This window comes from Nocardioides sp., from assembly GCF_036267815.1.
Classification (GTDB): Bacteria; Actinomycetota; Actinomycetes; order Propionibacteriales; family Nocardioidaceae; genus Nocardioides.
Genome location: NZ_DATAVI010000086.1, coordinates 53,129 through 76,418, shown reverse-complemented (window position 1 = coordinate 76,418; position 23,290 = coordinate 53,129). Strand labels below are relative to the sequence as shown.

At 71.7% G+C, this 23,290-nt stretch carries 22 protein-coding genes; 8 read left to right on the top strand and 14 right to left on the bottom strand.

Translation table 11 applies throughout. The annotated features are described in order from the left end of the window. Window positions 1-26 precede the first annotated feature (26 nt). Complete coding sequence (locus VHW64_RS17850; RefSeq protein WP_329651924.1) at window positions 27-479, top strand: gamma-glutamylcyclotransferase; 453 nt, start codon at window positions 27-29, stop codon at window positions 477-479. Window positions 480-483: 4 nt separating this feature from the next. Here the strand turns inward: VHW64_RS17850 and VHW64_RS17845 are convergent, their stop codons facing one another. Then, window positions 484-2,226, bottom strand: coding sequence for a hypothetical protein (locus VHW64_RS17845; protein ID WP_329651923.1), 1,743 nt, complete (start codon window positions 2,224-2,226; stop codon window positions 484-486). A 112-nt stretch (window positions 2,227-2,338) separates the two neighbouring features. Here VHW64_RS17845 and VHW64_RS17840 point away from each other — a divergent pair, with 112 nt between their 5' ends. Then, entirely contained in the window at window positions 2,339-3,208 is an 870-nt protein-coding gene (locus VHW64_RS17840; protein ID WP_329651922.1) for a purine-nucleoside phosphorylase, read from the top strand. Between the two features lie 26 nt (window positions 3,209-3,234). Here VHW64_RS17840 and VHW64_RS17835 read toward each other — a convergent pair whose 3' ends face one another. Then, a complete protein-coding gene (locus tag VHW64_RS17835; protein ID WP_329651921.1) occupies window positions 3,235-3,684 on the bottom strand; it encodes an SRPBCC family protein in 450 nt (149 codons plus the stop codon). Further along, window positions 3,681-4,238 (bottom strand): HEAT repeat domain-containing protein, encoded by a 558-nt coding sequence (locus VHW64_RS17830; protein ID WP_329651920.1) that lies wholly within the window; start codon window positions 4,236-4,238, stop codon window positions 3,681-3,683. Before VHW64_RS17830 ends, VHW64_RS17835 begins: the two co-directional genes overlap by 4 nt. A gap of 18 nt (window positions 4,239-4,256) precedes the next feature. Between VHW64_RS17830 and VHW64_RS17825 the strand changes: the two genes are divergently transcribed. After that, the gene (locus tag VHW64_RS17825; protein ID WP_329651919.1) at window positions 4,257-5,900 is read left to right on the top strand and encodes a phospho-sugar mutase; all 1,644 of its coding nucleotides are present in this window, start codon (window positions 4,257-4,259) and stop codon (window positions 5,898-5,900) included. 148 nt (window positions 5,901-6,048) lie between these two features. Here the strand turns inward: VHW64_RS17825 and VHW64_RS17820 are convergent, their stop codons facing one another. Then, entirely contained in the window at window positions 6,049-6,774 is a 726-nt protein-coding gene (locus tag VHW64_RS17820; protein WP_329651918.1) for a hypothetical protein, read from the bottom strand. Between the two features lie 55 nt (window positions 6,775-6,829). On the opposite strand from VHW64_RS17820, the gene deoC reads away from it, so the two are divergent. The 3 genes from deoC to VHW64_RS17805 are packed head-to-tail and all read left to right on the top strand — an operon-like array spanning window position 6,830 to window position 10,248. Then, window positions 6,830-7,855, top strand: coding sequence for a deoxyribose-phosphate aldolase (gene deoC / locus VHW64_RS17815; RefSeq protein WP_414690530.1), 1,026 nt, complete (start codon window positions 6,830-6,832; stop codon window positions 7,853-7,855). A gap of 39 nt (window positions 7,856-7,894) precedes the next feature. Beyond that, window positions 7,895-9,367, top strand: a complete 1,473-nt coding sequence (locus tag VHW64_RS17810; RefSeq protein ID WP_329651917.1) for an aldehyde dehydrogenase family protein — start codon at window positions 7,895-7,897, stop codon at window positions 9,365-9,367. Further along, window positions 9,367-10,248, top strand: a complete 882-nt coding sequence (locus VHW64_RS17805) for an aldehyde dehydrogenase family protein (RefSeq protein WP_329651916.1) — start codon at window positions 9,367-9,369, stop codon at window positions 10,246-10,248. The genes VHW64_RS17810 and VHW64_RS17805 overlap by 1 nt, the downstream gene beginning before the upstream one ends. 51 nt (window positions 10,249-10,299) lie before the next feature. Here the strand turns inward: VHW64_RS17805 and VHW64_RS17800 are convergent, their stop codons facing one another. Next, window positions 10,300-11,604: a hypothetical protein gene (locus tag VHW64_RS17800; protein ID WP_329651915.1), complete on the bottom strand. Its 1,305-nt coding sequence runs from the start codon at window positions 11,602-11,604 to the stop codon at window positions 10,300-10,302. Window positions 11,605-11,679: 75 nt separating this feature from the next. Then, a complete protein-coding gene (locus tag VHW64_RS17795) occupies window positions 11,680-13,104 on the bottom strand; it encodes a hypothetical protein (protein WP_329651914.1) in 1,425 nt (474 codons plus the stop codon). Window positions 13,105-13,267: 163 nt separating this feature from the next. On the opposite strand from VHW64_RS17795, the gene VHW64_RS17790 reads away from it, so the two are divergent. Next, a complete protein-coding gene (locus tag VHW64_RS17790) occupies window positions 13,268-13,906 on the top strand; it encodes an ATP-binding protein (RefSeq protein WP_329651913.1) in 639 nt (212 codons plus the stop codon). On the opposite strand, the gene VHW64_RS17785 is transcribed toward VHW64_RS17790, so the two are convergent. Together VHW64_RS17785 and VHW64_RS17780 are read right to left on the bottom strand one after the other, a co-directional pair. Then, window positions 13,851-14,402: a hypothetical protein gene (locus VHW64_RS17785; RefSeq protein WP_329651912.1), complete on the bottom strand. Its 552-nt coding sequence runs from the start codon at window positions 14,400-14,402 to the stop codon at window positions 13,851-13,853. The two genes, VHW64_RS17790 and VHW64_RS17785, sit on opposite strands and share 56 nt — an antisense overlap. Before the next feature lie 177 nt (window positions 14,403-14,579). Beyond that, window positions 14,580-15,692, bottom strand: coding sequence for an adenosine deaminase (locus VHW64_RS17780; protein WP_329651911.1), 1,113 nt, complete (start codon window positions 15,690-15,692; stop codon window positions 14,580-14,582). 41 nt (window positions 15,693-15,733) lie between these two features. Here VHW64_RS17780 and VHW64_RS17775 point away from each other — a divergent pair, with 41 nt between their 5' ends. After that, window positions 15,734-16,186: a MaoC family dehydratase gene (locus VHW64_RS17775; RefSeq protein WP_329651910.1), complete on the top strand. Its 453-nt coding sequence runs from the start codon at window positions 15,734-15,736 to the stop codon at window positions 16,184-16,186. 25 nt (window positions 16,187-16,211) lie between these two features. On the opposite strand, the gene VHW64_RS17770 is transcribed toward VHW64_RS17775, so the two are convergent. The 6 genes from VHW64_RS17770 to VHW64_RS17745 form a co-directional block, all read right to left on the bottom strand. Continuing rightward, window positions 16,212-17,531 carry a thymidine phosphorylase gene (locus tag VHW64_RS17770; RefSeq protein ID WP_329651909.1) on the bottom strand — a complete coding sequence of 440 codons (1,320 nt, stop codon included), beginning with the start codon at window positions 17,529-17,531 and terminating at the stop codon, window positions 16,212-16,214. Then, window positions 17,521-17,928 carry a cytidine deaminase gene (locus tag VHW64_RS17765; RefSeq protein WP_329651908.1) on the bottom strand — a complete coding sequence of 136 codons (408 nt, stop codon included), beginning with the start codon at window positions 17,926-17,928 and terminating at the stop codon, window positions 17,521-17,523. The genes VHW64_RS17770 and VHW64_RS17765 overlap by 11 nt, the downstream gene beginning before the upstream one ends. Window positions 17,929-17,930: 2 nt before the next feature. After that, window positions 17,931-19,226 carry an ABC transporter permease gene (locus VHW64_RS17760; RefSeq protein ID WP_329651907.1) on the bottom strand — a complete coding sequence of 432 codons (1,296 nt, stop codon included), beginning with the start codon at window positions 19,224-19,226 and terminating at the stop codon, window positions 17,931-17,933. Then, window positions 19,223-20,491 (bottom strand): ABC transporter permease, encoded by a 1,269-nt coding sequence (locus VHW64_RS17755; protein WP_329651906.1) that lies wholly within the window; start codon window positions 20,489-20,491, stop codon window positions 19,223-19,225. The genes VHW64_RS17760 and VHW64_RS17755 overlap by 4 nt, the downstream gene beginning before the upstream one ends. Further along, entirely contained in the window at window positions 20,488-22,005 is a 1,518-nt protein-coding gene (locus tag VHW64_RS17750) for an ABC transporter ATP-binding protein (RefSeq protein WP_329651905.1), read from the bottom strand. The genes VHW64_RS17755 and VHW64_RS17750 overlap by 4 nt, the downstream gene beginning before the upstream one ends. Before the next feature lie 78 nt (window positions 22,006-22,083). Beyond that, window positions 22,084-23,193 (bottom strand): BMP family ABC transporter substrate-binding protein, encoded by a 1,110-nt coding sequence (locus VHW64_RS17745; RefSeq protein ID WP_329651904.1) that lies wholly within the window; start codon window positions 23,191-23,193, stop codon window positions 22,084-22,086. Between the last annotated feature and the right edge of the window lie 97 nt (window positions 23,194-23,290).

The following is a 23,290-nucleotide window of genomic DNA, read 5'->3' as shown; positions in this document are numbered from 1 at the left end:
TGATCGTCTCCACTACCCTGACCCCCGTGCCCCTGTACGCCGCCTACGCGTCGAACCTCGACCCGCGGCGGATGGGCGAGCGGTGTCCGCACTCCCCGCTCCAGACCACGGGCTGGCTGACCGGCTGGCGGCTGACCTTCGGCGGGGAGGACCTCGGGTGGGACGGCAGCCTGTCGACCATCGTCGAGGACCCCATCGACCAGGTCTTCGTGGCGGTCTACGACGTCTCGCGCAAGGACGAGGCGAACCTCGACGGCTGGGAGTCCACCGACACCGGCCTGTACCGCAAGATGAAGGTGCGGGTGCTGACGCTGACCGGCGAGCTCCTGGCCTGGACCTACGTCCTGGACGCCTTCGAGGGCGGCCTGCCCAGCGCGTCGTACCTCGGCATCGTCGCCGACGCGGCCGAGGCCGCCGACGCGCCGGTCGACTACGTGACCGCCCTGCGGCTGCGACCCTGCCGCTCCACCGGGCTCTGAGGCCTCAGCCGGCCCGCACCCGCACCGGGAAGGTCATGGTGGTGACCTGGGCACCCTCCGCCTGCACGTGCACCGTGAGCAGCTGCGTGCCGGACAGCTGTCCGTGGGCGTCGTCGCAGGTCAGGGTGTAGGGGCCGGCGCCCTCGGCGCTGGTGCAGGCGACCTCGACGCCGTCGCTGCCGATCTCCGCCCACGCCCCGTTGGGCGAGGCGTCCGTCTTCTGCGCGGGCGCACCCGCGACGTCGACCGAGAAGCTCGGCGACACGACCGACCAGGAGAACGGCGCGCTGACCGTGACCCCCGGGCCCGAGGCGGTGGCGGGGGTGACCGCGACGCTCACCGGCGACCAGCCCTCCTGGTTGAGCGCCTTGACGGTGAACGTCGGCGGCGAGGAGGCGTCCTTGGCGGGCGGGATGACCACGGAGGTGTGGTAGCCGGCCGGGCTCCTGACGAAGGTCGAGGTGCCGGTCGGCGTCTGGCTGTCGGCCCAGGAGGTCACGCGGTAGCCGAGCACGATCTGGCCGTTGTCGGTCGGGGCGGTCCAGCTGACGCGGTACCCGCTGCCGGTCTGGGTCACCGCCACCGCCGGGGCGTCCGGCGCCGACGCCCGCTCGTGGAACCCCACCTCGACCTTGGCCCGGCGCCCGGTCGAGACCGTGGTGAACCGGATCCCCTGCGGCGTCGTCAGGCTGCTGCCGACCGGGAGAGCGGGGTTGGTGAGGTCGGCGTCGGGAAAGGCGATGCCGGTGGGGTTGCCCGGCGAGGCGTCGACGATCTCGACCGGGCCGTGGCCGACCTGCCTCCGGATCATCACCCCGGGGATGGTCCGGCCGACGACCGGGCTGTGCTGGCGCTGGTACTCCACCCAGTACGTCGTTCGGCCGGCGCGGATGCGCAGGCCCTGGTCGCCGGCCTTCGGGTGCTCGATGTCGGCCAGGGTGTAGGTGCCGTCTCGGGTGACGTGGGCGACGCGACCGGCCCAGCCGAGCCGCACCAGCGTCGGCACGGAGAAGGAGCCGCGCGAGTGGCCCATGGCGTCCCAGCTGTCGCCGTACTCCACGGCGCGACAGTGCCCGCCGAGCGCGACCCGGCGGGCGCCTTCGCGACAGACCACGCCGTAGGCGTGGTCGAGGCCCATGTTGTGACCGAGCTCGTGGACCAGGGTCGACATCCCCGGGTCGCGGAACCGGATCCAGGTCACCCGGCCCGGAAGCTGGGCCACCGACGCCGCGGACTCGCACTGCTCGGTGAAGATCATCAGCCGGTCGAACGCCGCCGGATGGTAGCCCGCGCGCCGCAGCGCGGCCGTCGCGGCCCGCAGCGACCTGCGCTGCGAGTTGCACATCAGGTCGCCCGGGATGCCGACGTGGACCCAGCGCGTGACCCGGACGTGGATGTGCTGGCGACCGCGCGAGACCCGGCGGTAGAACCGAGCGGTCTGCCGGAGGTCCTGGTGCATCCGATGCGTCGAGGGGAACGACGGGGGCCGCCGGCCCCAGTAGAGGCGCGCCGCCAGCAGGTGGACCCGCCGGGGCGCGTGCACGCGGTCGCGCCCGTGGTGCCTGGTGTCGCCCCGGTCGGCCGACGCGCCGGCGGCTCGGCCGTGGTGGCTCACCGGGCTGCCGGCACCACTGCTGGCACCACTGTCGGCACCGCTGCCGGCACCGCTGCCGGCGTACGACGGGGCCAGGCTCGCGGGGACGACGAAGAGCGGCGCGAGCAGCGCCAGCGTGACCCTGTGCGTCACCCCCACGGTCAACCCCCCAGTCGGACCTCAGTTGCAGCGTGCGGCAAAAGCGCCCCCGGATCAACCTCATCCACCGATCGGGGGCCCGCGCGTCGTCGCTAGAGTCACGCGCGTGACACATCAGGAGCAGGCCCAGGAGGCCGCGGCCGAGCTCGCCCGCCTCACCGGGGTCGAGCGCCACGACGTCGCGCTGGTCCTCGGCTCGGGCTGGCTTCCAGCAGCCGCGGCGCTGGCCGGTTCGGGCCCGGACGGCGGGTCGGACGCCGGGTCGGACGCGGGGTCGGACGCGGGGTCGGACGCCGGGTCGGACGCCGGGACCACGGTGGAGATCTCGACCACCGACCTGCCGGGGTTCTCCGCCGCCGCCGTGGCCGGCCATTCCGGGACCATCCGCAGCATCCGCTCCGGCGACCAGCGGCTCCTGGTCTTCGGCAGTCGGACCCACTACTACGAGGGCAAGGGCGTCGCCGCGGTGGTCCATCCCGTCCGTACCGCCGCCGCGGCCGGCTGCCGGACGATCGTGCTCACCAACGGCTGCGGGGGGCTCGACCCGCGCTGGGCCCCCGGGACGCCGGTGCTGATCCGGGACCACATCAACCTCACCGCGCGGTCGCCGATCGAGGGTGCGAACTTCGTCGACCTGACCGACCTGTACTCCGCCCGCCTGCGGTCGCTGTGCCGCGAGGTGGAGCCGAGCCTGGACGAGGGGGTCTACGTACAGTTCCCGGGGCCCCACTACGAGACGCCTGCCGAGATCGAGATGGTGCGCCGGATCGGCGGCGACCTCGTCGGCATGAGCACCACGCTGGAGGCGATCGCCGCACGGGAGGCCGGGATGGAGGTGCTGGGCATCTCCCTGGTCACCAACCAGGCCGCCGGCATGTCGGGCGAGCCGCTGAGCCATGCCGAGGTGCTGGAGGCCGGCCGGGCCGCCGCCGCCCGGATGGGGGACCTGCTGTCCAGGATCGTCCCCCGCCTCTGACCCCGTCGACCCCGGTCGACCTCCGGTCAACCGTCGCTCGAGCCGGTCGGGACCAGCGCACCCCGCAGGCCGGTGACGCAGCCCGTCATCATCCGCGCGTGGTTCCAGCGCAGGACCGGGGCCGCGACCAGCGAGGCGACCGCCAGCCAGCCGCCGACCGTGACGTGCTGCTCGAGGTCGAGCCGGGTCTGTCCGCCCAGGTCCGTCAGCCGCCACGCGACGGTGCCCTCGAGGTCGCCTCGCAGCGAGACCTCGAGCAGCTCCGGGGTCCGGAGTACGGCGTGCAGCCGGAGGTCGAGGGTGTAGGGCAGCGACGAGCGACACAGCACCCGCGCGTCGTCCGGCCCCAGCGACGCCACGGCCACGACCTGCGGCCACCACTCGGGGTAGCGCTCGAGGTCGACCAGCACCTCATGGACCCGCGCGGGGGGTGCGGCGACCGTCCAGGTCCCGGAGAAGGCGAACCCGCGCCTCACAGGCCGAGCCGGCGCGTCAGGGCGAGGTGGGCACGGGCCGCGGCCGACCGCACGCCTGGGTCGACGTCGACCTCCAGCCGCTCGACCACCGCGACGTGCTCGGTGTCCCCGACGACGCCCAGCGCACGCGCCGCCGCCGCCCGCACCCGCGGCAGCTCGTGGGCCGCGAGCGCTGCCGCCCCGGGTCCGGCCCCGGCGACGTCGTAGCCCGCCGAGACCTTCAGGCACATCTCGGCCGGCCGGTAGTGCGGGTCGCCCAGTCCCGCCAGGACCGCGGGCGTCGCGGCGTCGTCCCAGCAGTGCAACAGCCCGCGCGCGCCCCAGGTACGGACCCAGTAGTCCTTCCACACGGCGGGGTCGAGGATCGGGTCGTCGTCCTCCCAGTCGTGGCCGGTGAGGTAGCGCAGCTCGGGGACGTACGACGTGCGGTCGGCACCCGCGAGCAGGTCGCAGCAGACCGCCACGAAGCGAGTCCGGCCGACCAGGGCGTCCAGCTCGGCGATGCGCTCGGCGACGGGACGACCGGTGCCGGCCGGACGCGGGAGGGCAGTCACAGCGGCTAGTGTCCCAGCGTGAGCGACCTCCTCGCGCGGGCCCGGGCCTGGGCCGCGGACGACCCCGATCCCCAGACCCGCGCCGAGCTGGAGGCGCTGATCGCCCAGGGCGAGTCCCCCGAGCTGGCGGATCGCTTCGCGGGCACCCTCGAGTTCGGGACGGCGGGACTGCGCGGCGAGCTCGGCGCCGGCCCGAACCGGATGAACCGCGTGGTCGTGACCCGCGCGGCCGCGGGGCTCGCGGCGTACCTCGTCGAGCAGCTGCTCCTCGAGCACGGTCACCCCGAGCGCGCCTCGGTCGTCATCGGCTACGACGCCCGTCACAGCTCCGACCTCTTCGCCCGCGACACCGCCGAGGTGATCGCCGGCGCGGGCCTGCACGCCCTGGTGCTGCCGCGACCGCTGCCGACGCCGCTGCTCGCCTTCGCGATCCGCGAGCTGGGGTGCGTCGCGGGGGTGATGGTGACCGCGAGCCACAACCCGCCTCGTGACAACGGGTACAAGGTCTACCTGGGCGACGGAAGCCAGATCGTGCCGCCCGCGGACGGCGCGATCGCCGCCCGGATCGCGGAGGTCGGTCCGGTCGCGGAGGTGCCGCGCGGCGAGGGCTGGCGGGTGCTCGGGGAGGACGTCGTGGACGGGTACCTCGACACCGTCGCGGGGCTCGCCGGCGACGGGCCGCGCGACCTCCGGCTGGTCTACACGCCGTTGCACGGGGTCGGTGGGACCTCGGTGGCGCAGGTGCTCGAGACGGCCGGCTTCGACGCGCCGTACGTCGTGGCGCAGCAGGAGCAGCCCGACGCCGACTTCCCGACGGTGGCCTTCCCCAACCCCGAGGAGCCGGGGGCGATGGACCTCGCGCTGGCCCTGGCGGCCGAGCGGCAGGTCGACCTCGTCGTGGCCAACGACCCGGACGCCGACCGGTGCGCCGCCGCCGTACCCGACGCGCACGGGTGGCGGATGCTGCGCGGCGACGAGGTCGGCGCCCTGCTCGCCCACCACCGGCTGACCACCGGCCACCACGGCACCTACGCCTGCTCGATCGTCTCCTCCAGCCTGCTCGGCAAGCTGGCGGCGGCGGCCGGCCAGCCGTTCGCCGAGACCCTCACCGGCTTCAAGTGGATCAGCAAGGTCGAGGACCTCGCGTTCGGCTACGAGGAGGCGCTGGGCTACTGCGTCGACCCCGAGCACGTGAAGGACAAGGACGGCATCTCCGCGCTGCTCCTGCTGTGCGAGCTTGCGGCCGAGGAGAAGGCACGCGGGCGCACGCTGGTCGACGTCCTCGACGACATCGCGCTCACGCACGGTCTGCACGCCACCGAGCAGGTCTCGGTGCGCGTCACCGACCTCGCCGACATCGGCGCGGCGATGGACCGCCTGCGGGCGACCCCGCCGACCAGCCTGGGCGGCCTGCCCGTCGAGACGGTCGACGACCTGGCCCTGGGCGAGGGCGGCCTGCCGCCCACCGACGGCCTCCGCTACCGGCTCGGCAGCGGGGCCCGGGTCATCGTGCGCCCCAGCGGCACCGAGCCGAAGCTCAAGTGCTACCTCGAGGTCGTCGTACCCGTCGACGCCGAGGCCGGCGTCGACGCCGCCCGGATCTCCGCCGCAGCGCGCCTCGACGCCCTCCGCGACGACATCAGAACCGCAACCTTCGGCTAACCCCACCCCAACCCCCTCGGCCTGCCGCCCCTTGTCGAATCCCCCGCTTACGCGGGGGAGTTGGCACTTATTGGGGGTTGCAGCGGCCAGGAAGTGCCAAGTCCCCCGCCTCAGCGGGGGATTTGACGTCAAGAGCAGCCCACCACGGTTAGGGGAGGGCCAGGGCGAGCACGAAGGCGATGGCGAGGGCGGCCAGGAGGGCGAGCTCGGGCCAGGCCACCCGGCGTACGACGTGCGAGCCGAGCTCGTACTCCTCCTCGGAGCGCTCCTCGATGCCGCGGCGGGCTCGATCGCCGGCGGCCAGGTGGGCGATGCGCTGCTCGACGAAGTCGGCGTAGGCGAGCTCCTGGTCGCGGCCCGTTGCGAGCGCTGCACCTCCACCGAGCGGGGCCTTGCCGCGGCCGGTGGACCGACCGTCGCCGGCATCGCCGCTCGACCCGTCGTCGAGGCGGTCCATGATCGCCGAGGCGCCGAAGAGCTGCTGGGAGCCGCGCCACTTCATCTCGGCCCGCACGGTCTTGCGCAGGGAGCGGCCGATCGCGGGGCAGATGTACCGACGGCCTCCGGAGCGGACCAGCAGGTAGCGCCGGACCACGACCGTCTCGATCGAGGCCATCGGGACCGTCACGGTCTCGAAGACCGAGCGGAGCCGGAGCTCGGAGTCCGTGGCCGAGACGCTCGGCCTGAGCATGGCCAGCCAGACGACGACCGCAGCGAAGGCACACGCGATGACACCCGCAACGGCGGCGTGCGCCGGCTCGGAGATCACGATCGCGGCGGCGACGACGGGGCACGCGACCAGCCCGACGATGCCCGTGACCTTGCCGTTGGTGGCCCGGAAGCGCTGGGCCTGCTCGGGCGCCTGCTCGGGCATGGCGGCCTCCTCGCGCGAGTTACAGGTGTACGACCGTCAACTCTATGCTGGGTGGGTGACGAGCACTGCTGCCCGGACTGCCGCTTCGCGTAACGATTCGGCAGCGCCCGACGCGACGTACGACGCGGCAGCGCAGGAGTGGGCCGACGTCACGGCCTCCGAATCCTCGCTGCGGCGCTTCCTGCACGGTCTGCCCGGCGTCGACCAGGTGGGCGCCGAGCAGCGGGCGGCGAGCCTCGGCACGCGCTCGATCAAGACCACGGCCAAGGCGTTCGCCATCGACCTCGCCATCACGATGGTCGACCTGACGACCCTCGAGGGACAAGACACCCCCGGCAAGGTCCGGGCCCTCTCGGCCAAGGCGATGCGCCCCGACCCGGGCGACCCCGGCTGCCCGTCGGTCGCGGCGGTGTGCGTCTACCCCGACATGGTCGCCACGGCCAAGCAGGCGCTGGGCTCCAGCGGCGTCCACGTCGCCTCGGTCGCGACGGCCTTCCCCAGCGGACGTGCGGCTCTCGACGTCAAGCTCGCCGACACCCGCGACGCGGTGCACGCTGGTGCCGACGAGATCGACATGGTGATCGACCGGGGGGCGTTCCTCGCCGGTCACCACCTCCAGGTCTTCGAGGAGATCGTCGCGGTGCGCGCGGCCTGTGCGCGAGCCGACGGCGGGAGCGCCCACCTCAAGGTCATCTTCGAGACCGGCGAGCTCCAGACCTACGACAACGTACGGCGGGCCAGCTGGCTGGCGATGATGGCCGGCGCACACTTCATCAAGACCTCGACCGGCAAGGTCCAGCCGGCCGCCACCCCGCCGGTCACCCTGGTGATGCTCGAGGCGGTGCGCGACTTCCGCGAGCAGACGGGCCGGATGGTGGGCGTGAAGCCGGCCGGCGGCATCCGCACGAGCAAGGACGCGATCAAGTACCTCGTGATGGTCAACGAGGTCGCTGGGCCCGCCTGGCTCGACCCCGACTGGTTCCGCTTCGGAGCATCGACCCTGCTCAACGACCTGCTGATGCAGCGCACCAGGCTCGCGACCGGCCGCTACTCCGGCCCCGACTACTTCACGCTGGACTGACGAAGGACTGACGAAGGACTGACGAGGGAGCTGATCGACGTGGCCAACAACGTGTTCGAGTACGCCCCGGCGCCCGAGTCCCGCTCGATCGTCGACATCAAGCCGTCGTACGGCTTGTTCGTGGGCGGTGAGTTCGTGGACGGACACGGTCGCAGCTTCAAGACGATCAGCCCCGCCACCGAGGAGGTCCTCGCCGAGATCGCCGAGGCCGACGAGTCCGACGTCGACCTGGCCGTGCGGGCCGCACGTCGCGCCCACAGCCGCGTCTGGGGCCGGATGCCGGGCAAGGAGCGCGCCAAGTACCTCTTCCGGATCGCCCGGATCATCCAGGAGCGCAGCCGCGAGCTGGCGGTGCTGGAGTCGATCGACAACGGCAAGCCGATCAAGGAGACCCGCGACGTCGACGTGCCGATCGCGGCCGCACACTTCTTCTACTACGCCGGCTGGGCCGACAAGCTGGAGTACGCCCTGCCGGGCCTCGGCCCGAGCGGTGCGCGGAGCCTTGGCGTCGCCGGCCAGGTGATCCCCTGGAACTTCCCGCTGCTGATGCTGTCGTGGAAGATCGCGCCGGCCCTCGCCTGCGGCAACACCGTGGTCCTCAAGCCGGCCGAGACGACTCCATTGACCGCGTTGCTGTTCGCCGAGATCTGCCAGCAGGCCGACCTCCCGCCCGGCGTGGTCAACATCGTCACCGGCGCCGGCGACACCGGACGGGCCCTGGTCTCGCACCCGGACGTCGACAAGGTCGCCTTCACCGGGTCCACCGAGGTCGGCCGCGCGATCGCGGCGGCGGTGGCCGGCAGCGACAAGCGGGTGACGCTCGAGCTCGGCGGCAAGGCCGCCAACATCGTCTTCGACGACGCCCCGATCGACCAGGCGGTCGAGGGGATCGTCAACGGCATCTTCTTCAACCAGGGCCACGTGTGCTGCGCCGGCTCGCGGCTGCTGGTGCAGGAGAGCGTCGCCGACGACGTGCTCGCGCGGCTCAAGCGCCGGATGCGCACACTGCGGGTGGGCGACCCGCTGGACAAGAACACCGACGTCGGGGCGATCAACTCCGCCGAGCAGCTGGCCAAGATCCGCGAGCTGTCCGAGATCGGCGAGCAGGAGGGCGCCGAGCGCTGGTCGGCCCCCTGCGAGCTGCCCGACCACGGCTTCTGGTTCCCCCCGACAGTCTTCACCGGCGTGACCCAGGCTCACCGGATCGCCCGCGAGGAGATCTTCGGGCCGGTCCTGTCGGTGCTGACCTTCCGGACGCCGGGCGAGGCCATCGAGAAGGCCAACAACACGCCGTACGGGCTGTCGGCTGGTGTCTGGACCGACAAGGGGTCCCGCATCCTGAAGATGGCCAACGCCCTGCGCGCCGGGGTCGTGTGGGCCAACACGTTCAACAAGTTCGACCCCACGAGCCCGTTCGGCGGCTACCAGGAGTCGGGCTACGGTCGCGAGGGCGGGCGCCACGGGCTGGCCGCGTATCTCCAGGATCCCGGAGCAAAGGGGGGCGACGCCTGATGGCGCGCGCCGAGACGCGACAGAGCGTCCGCAAGACCTACAAGCTCTTCGTGGGCGGGGAGTTCCCGCGCTCGGAGTCCGGGCACTCCTACGCCGTCGGCGACGTGCGTGGCCGGTTCGTCGCCAACGCGGCCCTGGCCTCGCGCAAGGACGCCCGCGACGCCGTCGGCGCGGCCCGCAAGGCGTTCCCCGGCTGGTCCGCGCGCACGGCGTACAACCGCGGGCAGGTGCTCTACCGCGTCGCCGAGGTGATGGAGGACCGCCGGCCCCAGTTCGTCGAGGCGCTCCGCCAGGGGGAGGGCCGGACCTCGGCGGTTGCCGGACGCCTCGTCGACGACTCCATCGACCGCCTCGTGTGGTACGCCGGGTGGGCCGACAAGCTCGCGCAGGTGGTCGGCAACGCCAACCCGGTGGCGGGGCCGTTCTTCAACCTCTCGACGCCGGAGCCCACCGGGGTCGTGGCAGTCCTGGCCCCGCAGGGGTCCAGCCTGCTCGGCCTGGTCAGCGTGATCGCGCCGGTGGTCGTCTCCGGCAACACCGCGGTCGTCGCCGCCTCGGTCGACCGACCGCTGCCCGCGGTCACCTTCGCCGAGGTGCTCGCCACCTCCGACGTCCCCGGCGGGGTCGTCAACATCCTGACCGGCTCGCTGGACCGCACCGCCGCGACGCTGGCGTCGCACATGGACGTGAACGCGCTCGACCTGACCGGCTTGGCGGGCGACCCCGAGCAGGCCACGGCGCTGGAGGTCGAGGCGTCGGCGAACCTCAAGCGCGTACGCCGCGCGCCGGCCGTCGAGCCCGACTGGAGCCTGGAGCCCGGGCTCGACCGGATGACCCAGGTGCTGGAGACCAAGACCGTGTGGCACCCGATCGGTGTCTGAGCAGCCACGGGCCGTTCGGACCCGTGGTCTCGACGAGTTCCGGCGACGGCTTCAGCGGGTGACCATCACCGGCCGCCAGCCGACTCTCAGGGACGTCCCCGCGGTGACCGGGCGATGGCCGCCGAGGACGCCGTGGAGCGCGCGGGCGTTGCCCCGGAGCGTGACCCGCGCGTGCCGGAACGGGTTCCAGTAGATCCGGCGCGTGCCGGTGGAGTCGTGGACGACGCAGGTGTAGGTGCCGTGCCTGTCGCGGGCACACGGCCGACGTCCCCTCGCGCCGACCAGCGTGCCGTGCATCCACTGCTGGACCAGCGCGTAGGCCTGGCCGGCCGGGGTCAGCTCGGCGGGCTGGTAGGCCACCGCGAGCCGGGTGTTGGCGATGGAGCCACCGCCGGCGTAGGTCCCCATGTCGTAGGTGTACCAGAAGACGCGGCGGACGCCGGCGGCGGCGTTGAGCAGGTAGGTGCGGACGACGTTGGCCGCCTGGCGGGCGTCCGACACGGTCGTGGCCGGGGTGTCGGCCTGTGCCCCGCTGTTCAGGCCGTAGTTGATCTCGGTGTCCCAGATCGGCAGTGACCGGGGCACCCCGGCGGCCCTGAGCTTGCCGCGCACCTGCCGCAGCAGCTGCATGCTGTCCTCGGGGACCCCGATCCGGCCGCCGTACCTCGGCATCGGGTAGAGGTCGACGGAGACCGCGTCGACGTACCTCCACACGGGGACGCCGCCGATCCGCTGGTGGTAGTAGGCATGGATCCCGTCGAGCTCGAACGCCATCCGCGCAACCATCGCGGGCGCTACCACCTTCGCGCTCGGGTCGACGTGGTCGCGCACCCGCGCCAGGGCTCGGGTCAGCTGCGCGATCTGGTGCATCGAGCCGCTCCAGAAGGTGGAGATGTTGACCTCGTCCCAGGCCTGGTACGCCGCGATGCCGCGACTGCCGTCGAAGCTGCGGTAGCGCTTCATGAGCGCCCGCACGAAGCGCCGGTAGGCCGCGACGTTGCGCGGCGGGTCGGTGGGCTTCGCGGCGTAGAAGCTCGGGGTCATCGCCACGACCATCGTCACCTCGGCACGGGCCGCCTGAGCCGCGGCGACGAGCTGGTCGAGCCGGGTCCAGTCGTAGGTGTTGCGACTGGTCTCGACCTGGTTCCAGCGGACCCCGACGTCCCAGAGGCGGACCGAGCCCTCGGCGATGGTGGCGAAGGAGGAGGAGGCGGCCGAGCTGTCGTGGGCGCCGAACAGGCGGTGGTTGACCCGGACGTCCGCCGCCGCGGCGGGCGCGGCCAGCGACAGAGCCGTGGACATCACCACGGCCGCGGTCAGCAACGCCGGCAGCGCAGCCCGCGTCGCGCGCGCCACTCCCCCCACCTGGTGACTCCCCCCGGTCAGATCGACGGGAGGGATGCTAGCAAGCGACCCGAGGTGGGTCGTCGCTCACTTCGAGGACTTGACCAGCACGGGCTCGTAGCTCACCTTCAGCTTCGAGCCGCCCTTGGCCTTGCTGCTGGTGCCGAGCTCGTCGACCTTGGTCCTCGCGGAGTGCACGAGCTTGACCTTCGCGCTCCGGTAGGGGTTCCAGTAGACCCGGCCGACACCGTGGCGGTACTTCACCTCGCACGTGTAGGTCCCGTTGCGGTCGGCGATGCAGGGCTGCTTGGTGCGGGTGCCGATCAGGGTGCCCTTCATCCACGACTCGACCCGAGCGAACGCCCGGCCAGCCGGGGTGAGGACGCCGCCGGCTCGGTCGGCCGGGTCGGTGAGCAGGGTGTTCCCGAGCGTTCCGCCGCCCGGCAGCTGGCCCATGTCCCAGGCGTACCAGTCGACGCGCTTGACGCCCGCGGCGGCGTTGAGCAAGTAGGTGCGGATGACGTTGGCGACCTGCCGGGAGTCGGAGATCGGGGTCGCGGCGACGCCGGAGCCGATCCCGTAGTTGACCTCGGTGTTCCAGATCGGCAGCGACGACGGGACCTTGGCCTTGGCCAGGAGCCGGCGCACGGTCTTGAGCAGGACCATGGTGTCCTCGGGCGTCGAGAACCGGGTTCCGCCGCCCTTGAGCGCGACCGTCTGCGGGGGGTAGAGGTTGAGCGAGATCGCGTCGACGTACCTCCACACCGGCTTGTGCGTGCTCGAGACCTTGCTGGAGTAGAAGGTGCCGATGCCCTTCTGCTCGAACCCGAGACGCGTGACCATGGCCGGCGCGACGAGCAGCGCACCCTTGTCGACCTGGTTGCGGACGTCGTAGGCGGCCTTGGTGAGGTCGTCGAGCTGGGCGGTCGTGCCGCTCCAGAACGTCTTGATGTTCACCTCGTTCCACACCTGGTACGCCGCGATCCCGCGGTAGCCCCAGTTCTTGGCGCTGTAGCGCTGCATCACCGCCTTCAGGTACGCCTTGTACATCGCGATGTTCGGTGCGTCGATGGTCGACGCCGCGGCGTAGGACGGCGAGACGCCGAGCACGAGGGTGACCTGCGTGTGGTTGGCGTGGGCGGCGGTGACGGCGTCGTCGAGAGGCTGCCAGTCGAAGGTCCCCTGCGTGGGCTCGATGTCGGGCCACGTGGTGCCGGCGTCCCACAGCCGGATCGAGCCGGTGCTGGAATGCGTGAGCGAGGTCAGGTAGCGGTCGTGGACCCCGAACAGCGTGCGCGCGACCTTGACCTTCCGGACCTTCTTCTTGTGCACCTGCTTGGCCGACCTCTCCGACGCCATGGAGTGCGCGGACGGGTCCGCCGAGGCCGAGGACGATGCCGTGGACGCGCCCAGCACACTCAGGGTCACCGCCAGGACCGAGGCAGCCAGGACGCGGGAGCGGGCCAGCGGGTGTCGTGGAGACGACGCGTGCATGAGGTTGATCTCCATCATGGGAACAGGGTCCGAGGGACAGGGTGGGCCGGGGCGCCACCGTCAGTCTCAGCGCCTTTACTCGCGGATGGAGGCGATTCGTAGAATCCCGACCGATCGACATCGCCAAGGGGCCGAACGGGCCAGACGACGACGCCCGCAGCCGGTCCGGCACAATGTCGCGGTGCGTGCCGTTGCCCGGGTCCTGGTGCTGGCCGGCCCCTCCGGGGTCGGCAAGTCCCGCCTGGCCGCCCACTCCGGTCTGCCGGTGCTCCGCCTCGACGACTTCTACCGCAGCGGCGAGGACCCCGACCTGCCGCGGATCGGACACGGCGCCAACGCGCGGCTGGTCGACTGGGACGACCCGCGCTCGTGGCACCTCGACGAGGCCGTGGACGCCATCTGCCGGCTCGCCGCGACCGGTCGGACCGTCGCCCCGATCTACGACATCGCCCGCAACGGCCCCTCGGGCAGCCACGAGGTCGCCCTGGACGGTGCGAGGGTGTTCGTCGCCGAGGGCATCTTCGCCCAGGAGGTGGTCTCCGCCTGCCGCGACCGCGACGTGCTCGCCGCCGCGCTGTGCCTGCGCCAGCACCCCCTGGTGACGTTCTGGCGGCGACTCACCCGTGACCTGCGCGAGCACCGCAAGCCGCCCCTGGTGCTGCTGCGGCGGGGGTGGGCCTTGAAGCGCGCCCAGCGTCGCGTGGTCGCACACGCCGTGTCGTGCGGGTGCGAGGCCCTCTCCGTGGCCGAGGCCGGCGCGCGGATCAGGCAGCTCGTGGCCGCCGGACGATCCACGGTCGGCCGCCGCGGGACCCTCTGAGGCGCGCTCCGCGCCAGACCTCGAACCACTCACCGGGCCGCTCCAGGCGGAACCGGTTCGAGCCGTCGTCCCCCACCGTGAGCCCCAGCAGGTCGGCACCCACCACGACGAAGCCGTCGAGTGTCGCCACCCAGGGCAGCCGGCCGCCGGCCGACACCGACACGTCGAGCAGGGCCACGGTCATCGCGGGCATCCTCGGCACCCGGTCGAGTCGATCGACCACATCGGCCCACGGCCTGGTGAGGTCGGGAGGATCTGCCCGCGGCAGACGGGCGATGTAGGCACCCGCCGGACACGCCGCCTGCTGGGCCGACTCGTCGAGCCAGGGCCGATCCGCGAGAGCCCGGACGGCGTCGCGATCGAAGTAGAGGCCGGTGTCGGTGATCACTCCCGACCCTGCCAGCCCACTGCGCAGCAACGACCGGGCCTGCGCCTCACCCGTGATCCCGCCTCGCCTCCGCAGGATGCGGACGGCCTCACGTCCGGACACCAGCATGCGCCGACGCTAGAGCGTCGGCCGCCGGCGCCGTGCCCGACCCTCCACAGGTGCCCGCTTCACAGCGGGGACCCCGAGCGCCCGCATCCGAGCACATGCCCGAGCACTGGCTCAGTGAGCACACTCGTGCTCATTGAGCCAGTACTCGGGTAGTCGTCCACGTGGCCAGCGGCGGGCTCAGCCAGCCCCGAGTGCGGCGTACCCGGGCTTGACGACCTCCTCGATGATGGCGAGTCGCTCGTCGAAGGGCAGGAAGGCGGACTTCATGGCGTTGACGGTGAACCAGCGCAGCCGCGCCAGGTCGTAGCCGAACGCGTCGACCAGGGCCGCCATCTCGTCGGTCATCGAGGTCTGGCTCATCAGGCGGTTGTCGGTGTTCACCGTCACCCGGAACCTCAGGTCGGTCAGCAGACCGATCGGGTGCCCGGAGATCGACGTGGCGGCGCCCGTCTGGACGTTGGAGGCGGGGGCGAGCTCGAGCGGGATGCGCTTGTCGCGGACGTACGCCGCGAGCCGGCCGAGGTGAGCCCGGCCGTCGTCGTCAACCGTGATGTCGTCGACGATCCGGACGCCGTGCCCCAGCCGGTCGGCGCCGCACCACTGGATCGCCTCCCAGATCGACGGCAGCCCGAAGGCCTCGCCGGCGTGGATGGTGAAGTGGGAGTTCTGGCGCTGGAGGTACTCGAAGGCGTCGAGGTGCCGGGTCGGCGGGAAGCCGGCCTCGGCCCCCGCGATGTCGAAGCCGACGACTCCCCGGTCGCGCCAGGCCACGGAGAGCTCGGCGATCTCCCGCGAGCGTGCCTGGTGACGCATCGCCGTCAGCAGCTGGCGCACGACGATCCCGGAGCCCGGGGACGGCGACCCGGCGGAGCTCGCGGCCCGGGCGGCCCCCGCCATCCCGGCCTCGAACCCCGACCGGACGGCGCCGACCACCTCGTCGAGCGTGAGCCCGCCGCCGACGTGTTGCTCGGGGGCGTAGCGCACCTCGGCGTAGACGACACCGTCGGCAGCCAGGTCCGCGACGCACTCGCGGGCGACGCGCTCGAGCGCGTCGGGAGTCTGCATGACCGCGACGGTGTGGTCGAACGTCTCGAGGTAGCGCACCAGCGACCCCGAGTCGGCGGACTCGGCGAACCACCGGCCCAGCGACTCCGCGTCGTCGGCCGGCAGCCGGTGTCCCACCGGGTCGGCCAGCTCCAGGACGGTCTGGGGCCGGAGCCCGCCGTCGAGGTGGTCGTGTAGCAGCACCTTCGGGGCCTGCCGGATCTGCTCGCGGCTAGGTTGGACCATGGCGAGATCCTCGCAGACCGTCACGACGACCCGGAGGCCACATGCGCGTCCTCGACGACCTCGACTCCCTTGCCGAGCACAGCGGCGAGGAGCTCGGCACGAGTGACTGGCTGGAGGTCGACCAGGAGCGCGTCAACCGCTTCGCCGACGCGACCGGGGACCACCAGTGGATCCACGTCGACCAGGAGCGGGCCGCCACCGGCCCGTTCGGCGGCACGATCGCGCACGGCTATCTCACGCTCTCCCTGGTGCCCTACCTGGGCGGCCAGGTGTTCTCCCTCGAGACGCCGGGGGCCAAGCTCAACTACGGCGTGAACAAGGTGCGCTTCCCCAGCCCGCTCCGGGTCGGCTCGCGGATCCGCAGCCGCGTGGTGCTGGGCGAGGTCACCGATCTCCCGGCCGGCAAGCAGCTGACCCTGCGGCACACCATCGAGGTCGAGGGTCAGGACAAGCCGGCCTGCGTCGCCGAGACGGTCGTCCTGCTGCTCCCCTGACACCCCCGCACGTGGGCGCGGCCCCTCAGGCACCGATCCGGTCGATCACCAGGGCTGAGAACGAGGACGGCGAGGTGCTGTCGCCCCGCCGGATCTCGCTCTGCTGGATCTCGAAGCTGCCCTCGAGCGACTCCATGGCCCGCGCGAAGCGCTCGGGCTCGTCGGTGTGCAAGGTGAGCAGTGGCTGCCCCTCGCTCACCGGGTCGCCCGGGCGGGCGTGCCAGACGACGCCCGCACCCGCCTGGACGGCGTCCTCCTTGCGCGCGCGCCCGGCGCCGAGCCGCCAGGCCGCCATGCCGACCGCCATGGCGTCGAGCCGGGCCAGAGTGCCGGACGCCGGTGCCGTCACCACCTGGGTCTCACGCGAGGTCGGCAGCGACGCGTCGGGGTCGCCTCCCTGGGCGGAGATCATCGCCCGCCACACGTCCATCGCCGAGCCGTCGGCCAGGCGGTCGGCGGGGTCGACGTCGTCGTGTCCGGCTCCCGCGAGCATCTCGCGGGCCAGCGCCAAGGTGAGCTCGACGACGTCGTCCGGCCCACCCCCGGCGAGCACCTCGACCGACTCGCGGACCTCGAGGGCGTTGCCCGCGGTGAGCCCGAGCGGCGTCGACATGTCGGTCAGCAGGGCCACGGTGTGTACCCCGGCGTCGAGCCCGAGACCCACCATCGTGGTGGCCAGCTCGCGCGCCTCCTCGACGGTGCGCATGAAGGCGCCGGTGCCGACCTTGACGTCCAGCACCAGCGCGCCGGTGCCCTCCGCGATCTTCTTGGACATGATCGACGAGGCGATCAGGGGGATCGCGGGCACGGTCGCGGTGACGTCACGCAGCGCGTAGAGCTTCTTGTCGGCCGGGGCCAGCCCGTCACCGGCCGCGCAGATCACGGCGCCGACGGACTCCAGCTGGGCCAGCATCTCGTCGTTCGACAGGGCGGCCCGCCACCCGCGGATCGACTCGAGCTTGTCGAGCGTGCCGCCGGTGTGCCCGAGACCGCGCCCGCTCAGCTGCGGGACGGCGACCCCGCACGCGGCGACGAGCGGGGCCAGCGGCAGGGTGATCTTGTCGCCCACGCCACCCGTGGAGTGCTTGTCGGCGGTCGGACGCGAGAGCGAGGAGAAGTCCATCCGCTCCCCCGACGCGATCATCGCGGTGGTCCAGCGGGCGACCTCGCGGCGCCCCATGCCGTTGAGCAGGATGGCCATCGCGAGCGCGGACATCTGCTCGTCGGCGACCTCGCCTCGGGTGTAGGCGTCGACCACCCAGTCGATCTGGCTGTCGGTCAGCTCGTGGCGGTCGCGCTTGGCGCTGATCACCTCGACGGCGTCGTGCCTCGGATCAGGCGTCACGGACAGCCTCCAGGTCGGCCGGGCCGAAGGCGTCGGGCAGCACCTCGGCCATGGTCCGCACGCCGTGCGGTGTCAGCACCTCCAGCGCCGCGCCGCCGTTCTCCCAGAGCAGCTGACGGCAGCGGCCACAGGGCATGATCACCGCGCCCTCGCCGTTGACGCACACGACGTGCGTCAGCCGCCCGCCCCCGGTCGCGTGCAGCGAGCTCACCACCCCGCACTCGGCGCACAGCACGACGCCGTACGCCGCGTTCTCGACGTTGCAGCCGACCAGCACGCGGCCGTCGTCGACGGTCGCCGCCGCGCCCACCGGGTAGTGGGAGTACGGCGCATAGGCGCGCCGCGACACGGCGACGGCCTCGGCGCGCAGCGCCTCCCAGTCGAAGGAGTCCGGCACGGTCAGCTCTTCACGTAGGGCTGGCCGTCGGCCTCCGGGGCGCGGACCTTCCCGACGAGCCCGGCCACGGCCAGGATCGTGGCCAGGTAGGGCAGCATCGCCACGACGTTGGACGGGATCGAGGTCGCGTTGATCGACAGCGTCACCTGGAGCGCCGAGGCGAAGCCGAAGAGCAGTGCCGCCCCCACCGCGCCGCGAGGGCTCCAGCGGCCGAAGACCACCGCCGCCAAGGCGATGAACCCCTGACCCGAGGTGATGTTCTTCTGGAACTGGCCCACCTGGAAGACGAAGTAGGAGCCACCCAGCCCGGCGATCGCCCCGCCGATGATGACGTTGCGGTAGCGCATCGCGAGCACCTTGATGCCGACCGTGTCGGCCGCCTTCGGGTGCTCCCCGACCGCCCGGGTGCGCAGTCCCCACCGGGTGCGGAAGAGCCAGATGTCCACCAGCAGGATCAGCACGTAGGTGATGTAGACCAGCACGATGTTGTCGAACAGCAACGGCCCGATCACCGGGATGTCGCCCAGCAGGGGGATCTTCACCGGGTCCATCAGCGGCGGCTGGTTGAGCGACTCGGCGTGCGGCTGCATGAAGGCGTCGTAGGCGAACCCGGTCAGGCCCGCCGCGAAGACGTTGAGCACGACGCCGAGCACGACCTGGTTGACGAGGTAGCGAATGGCGAAGACGGCCAGGATCGCGCCCATCAGTGCGCCGGCGAGCGCCCCGGACAGCAGGCCGGCGGTGGTCCCGACCAGCGTGCCCAGCAGGGCGGCCGCCCAGGCACCGGCCAGCATCTGCCCCTCGATCGCGACGTTGATGACCGCGGACCGCTCGCACATCACGCCCGCCAAGGCGCCCAGGATGAGCGGCACGGCGAGCTGGATGGAGCTGAAGAGGAGCCCCACGATGTCGATGAACGCGAACGAGCTGGCCGAGGCCAGCCAGCAGATGAGGGCGAAGACGAAGAGCAGGATGCCGAGCCCCATCAGGGCGCCGAAGAACCGGCGCCGCGGCACGGCCAGCCAGAGCAGGCCGAGCAGGATGATCACGACCCCGACCCCCCAGGCGACGGGGGCCGCAGGGAGCGAGAAGTGCGGGACGTGAGCGGTGTGGGAGGCGCCCAGCTGGAGCCTGGCCTCCTCGTGGTGGTGGCCGTGGATGCCGAAGCGCCAGATGGTGAGCAGGCCGATCGCGACGAGCACGCCTGCTGCGCCGTACCGCTGGGCGGAGGAGACCGGTGCCCGGGTCACCTTGGTCTCGACGACCAGCTGCTCGGCCGCGGCCACGTCGGCGCTCATCCGTTCCACCCCTTCGCGAGCTCGCCGGCGACCCCGGAGGTCGACCCCTTCAGGCGGTAGATGGCGCGGACCAGCATCGGTGCGGCGATGAACAGCACGATCAGCGACTGGATCACCTGGACCAGGTCGATCGGCGTCCCGGTCGACGACTGGAGCTGGGTGCCGCCGGCGTGCAACGCGCCGAACAGCAGGCCGGCGGCCACGATGCCCTTGGCGTTGGCGCGGCCCAGCAGCGCGACGGTGATCGCGTCGAAGCCGATCCCGGCGTCGATGTCGCCGGTGATCTGGCTGTTGGTGCCGAGGATCTGGCTGACCCCCGCGAGTCCGCACAAGGCGCCGGAGAGCAGCATCACGATGATGTAGCTGCGCTCGACGTTCATCCCGGCGGTGCGGGACGCGAACTGGTTGGCGCCCACCGCGCGCAGGCGGAAGCCGAGCGTGCTCTTGGTGAGCAGCCAGTGCACGAACCACGCCGCGAGCAGGGCCAGGATCAGGCCGCCGTGGACGCGCACGCTGCCGCCGAGCAGGGGCGGCAGCTGGGCGCTCTTGTAGACCTGGTTGGAGATCGCCTGGCCGTACGGCGGGGCCTGGAAGCCCTTGACCGACAGCAGGTAGGCCAGGAAGTACACCGCGACGTAGTTGAGCATGATCGTGGTGATCACCTCGTGGGCGCCCGTCTTGGCCTTGAGGAACCCGGCGAGCCCGCCCCAGGCGGCGCCGCCGACGATGCCGGCGAGGATGCCGAGCAGCAGGTGGATGCCCGGTGGCAGGTGGTAGTGGAAGCCGATGAAGCCGGCGCAGATCGCGCCCATGATGACCTGGCCCTGGCCGCCGATGTTGAACAGCCCGGCCCGGAAGGCCAGGCCGACCGACAGGCCGCCCAGGATCAGCGGGGTGGCGTTGGTCAAGGTCTCCGAAACCGGGTTGACGTAGCCGGCCCAGGTGCCCTTCGCAGCCGTGTGCGGGTCGAAGATCGCGCCCTGGAAGAGCGCGACGTAACCCCGCCAGATGGCCGCGAAGCCGTAGTGGAAGGTGTCCCAGGGGTACTGGAAGAAGTAGTGGCTCGCGTCCTGCGTCGCCGGGTCGGCGACCGCGATCAGGATGCCGCCGATGATCATCGCCGTGACGAACGCCAGCAGGGTCACCACCAGCGAGCTGGCCCGGGCGTACCTCGCCCAGAAGCCGCGCGGCTCGCCCTCCGGCTCCTCGCTCGTGGCCAGGGCGGCCTGGGGGTCGGCGGCCGGGTCTGCGGTCTGGTCGCTCACGACGCCTCCTCCTCGTGGTCGGCGGCCTGCCCGGCCATCAGCAGTCCGATCGCCCCGGGGTCCGCCCCCGCCGGCATCTCGCCGATGATCTTGCCGCGGTACATGACCCCGATCCGGTCGGCGAGGCCGAGCACCTCGTCCAGCTCGGTCGAGACCACCACCACTGCCGCGCCGTTGTCGCGCTCGGCGACGATCCGCTTGTGCACGAACTCCATCGAGCCGACGTCGAGGCCACGCGTCGGCTGGGCGACGATGAGCACCTTCAGGGGCCTGGACAGCTCACGGGCCAGCACGACCTTCTGCTGGTTGCCGCCCGACAGCGTGGAGGCGGAGTGGTCGATGGACGACGTGCGCACGTCGAACTCCGCGACCCGCTCGTCGGCGTTGGTGCGGATCCGGTCGAGGTCCAGCGAGACGCCGTTGGAGAACGGCTTGTGGTGGTAGAGGTCGAGGACGAGGTTCTCGGCCACCGAGAAGCTGCTGACCAGGCCGTCGTGGAGGCGGTCCTCGGGGACGTAGCCGACGCCCAGGCCGAGGATCTCCTCGACGCTGGTCTTGGTGACGTCGCGGCCCTCCAGCATGATCGAGCCGGACTCGATCCTCTCCAGGCCGATCAGGGCCTCGGTCAGCTCGGTCTGGCCGTTGCCCTGGACGCCGGCGATGGCGTAGATCTCGCCGGCCCGCACCGAGAAGCTGACCCCGTCGACGGAGACCTGCCCCGCCTCGTCGACGACGCGGACGTTGTCGACGGTGAGCACCTCGGCGCCGGGCTTCGCGTCGTCCTTGTCGATCTCGAGCTGGACCGGCCGGCCGACCATCATCGAGGCGAGCTCGTTGGACGTCGAGGTCGGGCTCGCCTCGCCGACGACCTTGCCGCGGCGGATGACGGTGATCCGGTCGGCGACGGCGCGCACCTCGCGCAGCTTGTGGGTGATGAAGACGATGGAGGTGCCGCCCTCCTTCAGCGACCGCATGATCTCCATCAGGTCGTCGGTCTCCTGCGGCGTGAGCACGGCGGTCGGCTCGTCGAGGATCAGCACCTGGGCGTCGCGGATCAGCGCCTTGATGATCTCCACGCGCTGCTGGACGCCGACCGGGAGGTCCGCGACGAGAGCGTCGACCGGGACCTGCAGGCCGTAGCGCTCGGAGACCTCGCTCACCTCGCGCCGGGCGGCCTTGCGGTTCAAGAACCCGAACCGGGTGCGCTCGTGACCGAGCTCGACGTTCTCGGCGACGGTGAAGACCGGGATCAGCATGAAGTGCTGGTGGACCATGCCGATCCCGGACCGCATCGCGTCACCGGGACCGGAGAAGGTGACGGGCTTGTCGTCGATGAGGATCTCGCCCTCGTCGGGCTGGTACAGCCCGTAGAGCACGTTCATCAGGGTGCTCTTGCCGGCGCCGTTCTCGCCGAGCAGGGCGTGGATCTCGCCCGGCTCCACGACGAGGTCGATCGAGTCGTTGGCGACCAGGTCGCCGAAGCGCTTGGTGATGCCGCGAAGCTCCAGCTTCACAACGAGACCTCCTCATGCCGAGGGGAGCACCGGCTGAGCGCCGGTGCTCCCCCAGGGGCCTAGCTCAACGTGCCGGCCTCACTGAGGCTGGCTGGGAGAGGTGATCTTGATCTTGCCGGAGATGATGTCCTGCTTGACCTGGTCGAGCTGGGACTTCAGCGACGACGAGACCTTGCTGTCGAAGTCGTGGAACGGAGCCAGGCCCGTGCCGTTGTTCGCCAGCGTGCCGACGTAGCTGCCCTTGGGGTACTTGCCCGAGGCCGCCGCCTCGACGTACGTCTTGACCGAGTCGGTGAGGTTCTTGGTCACCGAGGTCAGGAAGTACTTGCAGTACTGCGAGACGCTCTCGCAGCCGTCGGTGTCGACCCAGATCACGTTCAGCTGACCACCGGAGGCTGCCGCCGCGGCCGCCGAGCCGACGCCCGTGCCACCCGCGACCGGGAAGACGATGTCAGCTCCCTGCTGCTGGAACTGCTGGGTGATCTGCTTGCCCTTGTTGGCGTCGGTGAAGGAGTTGGCAAAGGTGCCACCGTGCTGGTTGGTCTCGTCCCAGCCGAGGACCTTGACGTCCTTGTTGTTCTGGTGGTTGAAGTACTGCACGCCCTCCCAGAAGCCGTCCATGTAGATCGTGACGGGCGGGATGTTCAGGCCGCCGTACGTCGCGACGGTGCCGGTCTTGGTCATCCCGGCCGCGAGGTAGCCACCGAGGAAGCCGCCCTGGGCGGTGTTGTACTGAAGGCCGTAGACGTTCTTCAGACCCTGGTTGCTGTTGTCGATCTCGGCGTAGTGCTGGGTCGGGTTCTTCTTGGCGATCTTGGCCACCGCCGAGTACATCAGGCCGCCGACCGCGATCACGGTGTCACAGCCCTTGTTGGTCTCGGCCGTGAGGTTGGGCGTGTAGTCGTTCTGCGAGCCCGACGGGACGTAGGAGACCTTGATGCCCGAGTTGTCGGAGTGGGCCGCGGTCATGCCCGCCCACGACGCCTGGTTGAACGACTTGTCGTCCACACCGCCGATGTCGAGGACCATGCACGCGTTGAGACTGCCGCCCGAGGACGACGTGCTGTTGCTGGTGGGGGTGGAGTTCGTGGGCTCCGTGGTTGCCGTACTCGAGCTCGGCTTGCCGCAGCCGGCCAGCAGCAGGCTGACCGCCCCGAGCGCGGCGACGATCTTGATTGGCTGGCGCAAAGGTCTCTCCTCATCCGTCCCACACCCCAGGAGCGGGAAATGTTCGGCTCACCCTAGTGCACGTGGGTGTCCAGGGCGCCACCCCCCGACGACGTGC

Excerpts from the sequence above, each read along its gene's own strand:
- VHW64_RS17760 (WP_329651907.1), bottom strand. The coding sequence starts at position 19,226 with ATGAGCGCCGACGTGGCCGCGGCCGAGCAGCTGGTCGTCGAGACCAAG.
- VHW64_RS17785 (WP_329651912.1), bottom strand. The coding sequence starts at position 14,402 with ATGCTGGTGTCCGGACGTGAGGCCGTCCGCATCCTGCGGAGGCGAGGC.
- VHW64_RS17780 (WP_329651911.1), bottom strand. The coding sequence starts at position 15,692 with ATGGTCCAACCTAGCCGCGAGCAGATCCGGCAGGCCCCGAAGGTGCTG.
- VHW64_RS17775 (WP_329651910.1), top strand. The coding sequence starts at position 15,734 with ATGCGCGTCCTCGACGACCTCGACTCCCTTGCCGAGCACAGCGGCGAG.
- VHW64_RS17820 (WP_329651918.1), bottom strand. The coding sequence starts at position 6,774 with ATGCCCGAGCAGGCGCCCGAGCAGGCCCAGCGCTTCCGGGCCACCAAC.
- VHW64_RS17805 (WP_329651916.1), top strand. The coding sequence starts at position 9,367 with ATGGCGCGCGCCGAGACGCGACAGAGCGTCCGCAAGACCTACAAGCTC.
- VHW64_RS17795 (WP_329651914.1), bottom strand. The coding sequence starts at position 13,104 with ATGATGGAGATCAACCTCATGCACGCGTCGTCTCCACGACACCCGCTG.